This window comes from Pseudomonas sp. PGPR40 (assembly GCF_022014505.1).
In the GTDB taxonomy this organism is placed as follows: domain Bacteria; phylum Pseudomonadota; class Gammaproteobacteria; order Pseudomonadales; family Pseudomonadaceae; genus Aquipseudomonas.
The window spans coordinates 1-630 of the sequence record NZ_JAKLSP010000077.1 but is presented as its reverse complement, the minus strand read 5'-3'; the positions used below and the strand labels follow the sequence as shown (position 1 = coordinate 630).

General features: G+C 54.0%; 1 pseudogene. It reads left to right on the top strand.

The annotated features are described in order from the left end of the window. Positions 1-630 (top strand): annotated as a pseudogene (locus MEB48_RS29030) (lipase family protein); the annotation flags it as partial.

Here is a 630-nt window from a genome sequence, read left to right as displayed (position 1 = left end):
AACACAATGTGCTGGAAGTGCGGCCGATGCGCGCCTTGCGGCCCCTGCTGTCCACCGATGACAAATTCTGTGCGCTGAATCTCTATCAACTGGCCCTGATGGCGACCTTGAGTTACACCGACTTCGCTCAAGACCCGCGCGAAAAACCGTTGGATAAAGTGCGCTTTCCTGAGGACCCGAGCATCGGCAATCTGTTCGGCGAGGCGTTGGCCAGCTATCGGGAGAACTGGCGAATCGATAGGAGCCAAACCCAAAGGTTTTACCCGTTGTACGAGGACGTGCCCTATTCAAAGCGGCTGGAAATCCTGCCGTTCGACCCGACGCTGTATCAGCAAAACCACCCGGACAAAGGCAAGGATCAGGAGCACCCGGCCAACCAGCATTTTTTCGATGATCAGGAAGATGGCGGCGATACCCAGGCGTTCATGTGTCACCACGACGAAGTCATTCTGATTTCGGTGCGCGGCACGGCCAGTCTGAAAGATGCATTACGTGATGTGAATGCGCTTCAGGTTCCGTTCGAGGAAGGTGTCGGGAGCGTCCATCAGGGTTTTTACAGTGCGTTTCAGGCGATGAAAGCGTTCGTCTTGCGTTATCTGGATAAATTTCATACGGGTCAAAAAATCATCA